4 protein-coding genes, 3 tRNA genes and 2 rRNA genes (1 of these 9 running past the window's edge) are annotated in these 5,000 nt (G+C 56.7%); all 9 read right to left on the reverse strand.

Going from position 1 to position 5,000, the window contains the following annotated elements; translation table 11 throughout:
- On the reverse strand, positions 1 to 1,166 hold a 1,166-nt coding region (gene tuf / locus DBO85_RS02785), incomplete at its 3' end, for an elongation factor Tu (RefSeq protein WP_108105098.1).
- Between the two features lie 85 nt (positions 1,167 to 1,251).
- Positions 1,252 to 1,327, reverse strand: a tRNA-Thr gene (locus DBO85_RS02790).
- A 22-nt stretch (positions 1,328 to 1,349) separates the two neighbouring features.
- Positions 1,350 to 1,423, reverse strand: a tRNA-Gly gene (locus DBO85_RS02795).
- 24 nt (positions 1,424 to 1,447) lie between these two features.
- Positions 1,448 to 1,532 (reverse strand) — tRNA-Tyr (locus DBO85_RS02800).
- A 141-nt stretch (positions 1,533 to 1,673) separates the two neighbouring features.
- Positions 1,674 to 2,342 (reverse strand): SPOR domain-containing protein, encoded by a 669-nt coding sequence (locus tag DBO85_RS02805; RefSeq protein ID WP_108105100.1) that lies wholly within the window; start codon positions 2,340 to 2,342, stop codon positions 1,674 to 1,676.
- The gene (locus tag DBO85_RS02810; RefSeq protein ID WP_108105102.1) at positions 2,343 to 3,092 is read right to left on the reverse strand and encodes a type III pantothenate kinase; all 750 of its coding nucleotides are present in this window, start codon (positions 3,090 to 3,092) and stop codon (positions 2,343 to 2,345) included. It lies immediately after the preceding gene.
- Positions 3,082 to 4,038, reverse strand: coding sequence for a bifunctional biotin--[acetyl-CoA-carboxylase] ligase/biotin operon repressor BirA (gene birA, locus DBO85_RS02815; RefSeq protein ID WP_108105104.1), 957 nt, complete (start codon positions 4,036 to 4,038; stop codon positions 3,082 to 3,084). The genes DBO85_RS02810 and birA overlap by 11 nt, the downstream gene beginning before the upstream one ends.
- 137 nt (positions 4,039 to 4,175) lie before the next feature.
- Positions 4,176 to 4,291: ribosomal RNA gene (gene rrf / locus DBO85_RS02820) — 5S ribosomal RNA — on the reverse strand.
- Between the two features lie 129 nt (positions 4,292 to 4,420).
- Positions 4,421 to 5,000: ribosomal RNA gene (locus DBO85_RS02825) — 23S ribosomal RNA — on the reverse strand; it runs 2,312 nt beyond the window's last position.

Below are 5,000 nucleotides of genomic sequence, written 5' to 3' on the forward strand. Positions count from 1 at the left end.
GCGCCGACGGTACGACCGCCTTCGCGAATGGCGAAGCGCAGGCCGTCTTCCATGGCGATCGGCTTGATCAGGGTGACAACCATCTTGATGTTGTCGCCCGGCATTACCATCTCGACGCCTTCCGGCAGCTCGCACGAACCGGTCACGTCAGTGGTGCGGAAGTAGAACTGCGGACGGTAGCCCTTGAAGAACGGGGTGTGACGACCACCTTCTTCCTTGGACAGAACGTACACTTCGGCTTCGAACTTGGTGTGCGGCTTGATGGTGCCCGGCTTGGCCAGAACCTGGCCACGCTCGACGTCATCACGCTTGGTGCCGCGCAGCAGCACGCCGCAGTTCTCGCCAGCACGACCTTCGTCGAGCAGCTTGCGGAACATTTCCACGCCGGTGCAGGTGGTCTTGGTGGTGTCACGCAGACCAACGATTTCGATTTCTTCCTGGATCTTGACGATGCCGCGCTCGACACGACCAGTCACAACGGTACCGCGACCGGAGATCGAGAACACGTCTTCGATCGGCATCAGGAACGGCTTGTCGATGGCACGAACCGGCTCCGGAATGTAGCTGTCCAGAGTCTCGACCAGCTTCTTGACCGCAGTGGTGCCCATTTCGTTGGCATCTTCACCGTTCAGAGCCATCAGCGCAGAGCCGATGATGATCGGAGTGTCGTCACCCGGGAAATCGTAGGTGGACAGCAGGTCGCGAACTTCCATCTCGACCAGTTCCAGCAGCTCGGCGTCATCGACCATGTCAGCCTTGTTCAAGAACACGACGATGTACGGAACGCCAACCTGACGGGACAGCAGGATGTGCTCGCGAGTTTGCGGCATGGGGCCGTCAGCAGCCGAGCAGACCAGGATCGCGCCGTCCATCTGCGCAGCACCGGTGATCATGTTCTTCACATAGTCAGCGTGGCCCGGGCAGTCAACGTGAGCGTAGTGACGAACAGCCGAGTCGTACTCGACGTGCGCGGTGTTGATGGTGATACCACGAGCCTTCTCTTCCGGAGCCGAGTCGATCTTGTCGAAATCGACCTTGGCACTACCGAAAACCTCGGAGCAAACGCGGGTCAGAGCTGCAGTCAGAGTGGTCTTGCCATGGTCGACGTGACCGATGGTGCCGACGTTGACGTGCGGTTTGTTACGCTCAAACTTTTCCTTAGCCATCTAGACCGTCTCCCTAACAGGAATTGATCGAATCAGTGCCGCAATTAAAACAAAGGCAGATATTTTCATATCTGCCTTTGGGGTTTGGAGCTCATGAGCGGATTTGAACCGCTGACCTCACCCTTACCAAGGGTGTGCTCTACCAACTGAGCTACATGAGCGAAACACTGGCCAACAACAAACTGGAGCGGGTAGCGGGAATCGAACCCGCATCATCAGCTTGGAAGGCTGAGGTTCTACCACTGAACTATACCCGCGGAGCCTGTAGCTCGCGCTTAATCTGGTGGAGGGGGAAGGATTCGAACCTTCGAAGTCGATGACGTCAGATTTACAGTCTGATCCCTTTGGCCGCTCGGGAACCCCTCCAAAACGAGGCGGCATTTTTATCTCAAGCCGCCCTACTGTCAAGCAATTTCTCAATAAAAACTTGAGGTTACCGCACCTGACGACGCCCGACAGAGGTGCCTGTAAAGACCACCCTGCGAAGCGGCGGCCATTCTATGCAAACTACTCAGGTGTTGCAACGCCCTGACAGGGCATTAACTGATGCTGCAAGCCAGGGAAATCACCAGCCAGACGCTGGAGCAAACCTTCATCGACCAGACGCCGACTGGAAGGCTCTATGCGCACCCAGTAGCTGCTCACACTTCGGGCAAGCTCTCGCAAGCGCGGCTCATAGCCTGCAGCGCGCAAACGCTGCATCACGCTTTCTGCCGAATCGTGTCGAGGAAAGATCCCCAGCGAGATTCCGTTGGCCAGCTCGCCCTGAGTAATGATGTAGCTATCGATTCTGCGCGCCTGAAGCTCACGCAACTGCCGCAACGATGCCTGGCGCGACGCAAGCGGCGCGAGATAAACCCAGAAATCGACACTACCCGAGGCCTCGGACACCTGGACATCTGACTGGATATCGAGACTCAGCAGGCGTTGCTCCAATGCCCCGGCACCAGCCCTATCAGGAAAACTGCCAAGGAACATGCAGATATCTGCGGCACGCCCCGGACTTGCGATACGCGAATCCGGAGCAACCGTAGACTCACCCAGAAGCTGCACATCCTGGCGCGCGCCCGAAAGCGCAACCGGAGCCACCTCCTTTGGCTGGAGTGGCACCTGCTGACGATTCCAAACGAAGTAGAAGGCATTGAGAACCACAAGGAGCAGAAACAGCCAGCGCACTCAGCTATCCCCGTTGCCGACAGGGCAAGCCAGAGCCAACCCCCTGAAAACCAGATCCGGCACCACGCGCGCCTGATCGAACTGATCCGCAATGTAACCCGCGTCTCCGCCAGTCAAGAACAACTGAAAATTCTGGCCCAACAGCTCCCTGGCGAGCAGAACCTGCCCTTCAGCAAAACTCCTGATCATATGCATACACCCTCTCTCCACCGCGTCTGCGGTGTTCTTGCCCGGCTCACGCAGAACGCCAACCACCTCGTCCTGTTCGTAACGAATTCGTCGGGTGTGGGTTTTCAATTGAGTTCTCATAAGCGCGAACCCCGGACAGATGAACCCCCCCAGGTGATGCCCTTCCTGCGAAACAAAATCGGCAGTCACCGCAGTACCCAAGTCCAGCACCAGACAGGCAGCTTGGCTCATGTGGAATGCCGCGACCAGCGCCAGCCATCGATCCAAACCCAGGCGAAGCGGCTCGGTATAACCGTTGCTTACACCGGCAAGACATTCCGCCGAGCGAGCGATCAAGACCGGGACGTGTAGCTGCCCTGCCAGCTCCAGCTCCAGCGCTCGTGTTTCCAGATCACTGCGAACACTCACCAGACGACAGGCCGTCAGAATCAAGCCCCGGCCTGCAATCGACTCCAGTGCAGCGCCAAGCGACTCATCCACACCCGACACCAGAACCTCATCGGGACCCGCAAGTACGCGCCACTTGATAAAACTGTTGCCACAGTCGAGCTCAAGAATCATCAGCAAGCCTCAAACTCAGTTCGCCACCGCTATAGGCGCAAGTGGCTCCCTCGCTCTCCAGCAGCAAGGCGCCCCCCTCATCCACTCCCCGCACCCGACCGCCAATCACCTGCTGTCCGCTAGTTAGAACCACCTCATGCCCCTGCCAAAGATGTGCAGCCTGCCACTCTCCACGCAGAGCGGCGAAACCACCCTGCGCATGTAGCGCGAGACAGGTACGGAGACTTTCGCAAACCCGATAAAGCAACTCGCTACGACAGAGCATCTCTCCTCGAATCAACCGCAGAGACGTCCAGGCCTGATCAACCTCTGGAGCCCTCAGCATATTCACGTTGATACCGATACCAATAACCACGCCGCACTTGTCAGCCGGATCTCCGTGCAACTCAAGCAGGATTCCCGCAATCTTTCGACCCGCAACCAAGAGATCGTTGGGCCACTTCAACCCCAAACCAGGTAAATCATATATTCGTAGCGCGCGATACACGGCGAGCCCTACCGTAAGAGACAAGCCATCCAGCTGCCTGGCCCCTCCCTCCACTGGCACCACCACACTAAGGTAGAGATTTTCGGCATACGGACTTACCCAGGGTCGTCCTCTGCGCCCACGACCAGCGGTCTGCTGCTCCGCAACAATGCAGATCGGCGATATCTGGGCAGCAGAAGTCATATACCTGAGAGCTTCGAGATTGGTAGAGTCGACCGAATCAAGCACCCTGACAGGCCAAGTCAGTCGCGCGGAGAAATAGGCTGCATCCTCCAGCAGCATAAGAGGCTCAGCCAAGCGATAACCCTTGCCTCTCACGGCATGAATGCACAGGCCAAGATCCGCCTCCAAACGCTGGAGCCGTTTCCAGACAGCACTTCGCGTTACCCCGAGGAGCGCCCCTAACTCTTCTCCCGAGTGAAAGGCTCCATCACCAAGAACTCGCAGCAATGCTCTCATCAGCAGCCTCATTTGAACTGGCGGGCATGATAGGTTGACGGCCGCACCGCTACCAGCCTCGCAGGATGATTTGAGTATTTTTCCCGCGCAAAGTAAAACCCCGGTTATCTGTCGATAACCGGGGTTTTGGTATAGGTGCTTGACGATGACCTACTCTCACATGGGGAAACCCCACACTACCATCGGCGATGAATCGTTTCACTACTGAGTTCGGGAAGGGATCAGGTGGTTCCAATTCTCTATGGTCGTCAAGCGATTGGGTTGGGAAGCCGCGGTGAGGCGTCTTCCCGAATGGGTATGTGATATGAGTAATTTGTGGTTCGTTGCAAATTTTCGGTTTGTCGACTTCAACCGTCTAACACGCAAATTGTTTGGGTGTTATATGGTCAAGCCTCACGGGCAATTAGTATGGGTTAGCTCAACGCCTCACAGCGCTTACACACCCCACCTATCAACGTCGTAGTCTTCGACGGCCCTTCAGGGAGCTCAAGGCTCCAGTGAGATCTCATCTTGAGGCAAGTTTCCCGCTTAGATGCTTTCAGCGGTTATCTTTTCCGAACATAGCTACCCGGCAATGCCACTGGCGTGACAACCGGAACACCAGAGGTTCGTCCACTCCGGTCCTCTCGTACTAGGAGCAGCCCCTCTCAAATCTCAAACGTCCACGGCAGATAGGGACCGAACTGTCTCACGACGTTCTAAACCCAGCTCGCGTACCACTTTAAATGGCGAACAGCCATACCCTTGGGACCGGCTTCAGCCCCAGGATGTGATGAGCCGACATCGAGGTGCCAAACACCGCCGTCGATATGAACTCTTGGGCGGTATCAGCCTGTTATCCCCGGAGTACCTTTTATCCGTTGAGCGATGGCCCTTCCATACAGAACCACCGGATCACTAAGACCTACTTTCGTACCTGCTCGACGTGTTTGTCTCGCAGTCAAGCGCGCTTTTGCCTTTAT

Origin of the sequence: Pseudomonas mangrovi (genome assembly GCF_003052585.1) — a bacterium.
Lineage (GTDB): Bacteria > Pseudomonadota > Gammaproteobacteria > Pseudomonadales > Pseudomonadaceae > Aquipseudomonas > Aquipseudomonas mangrovi.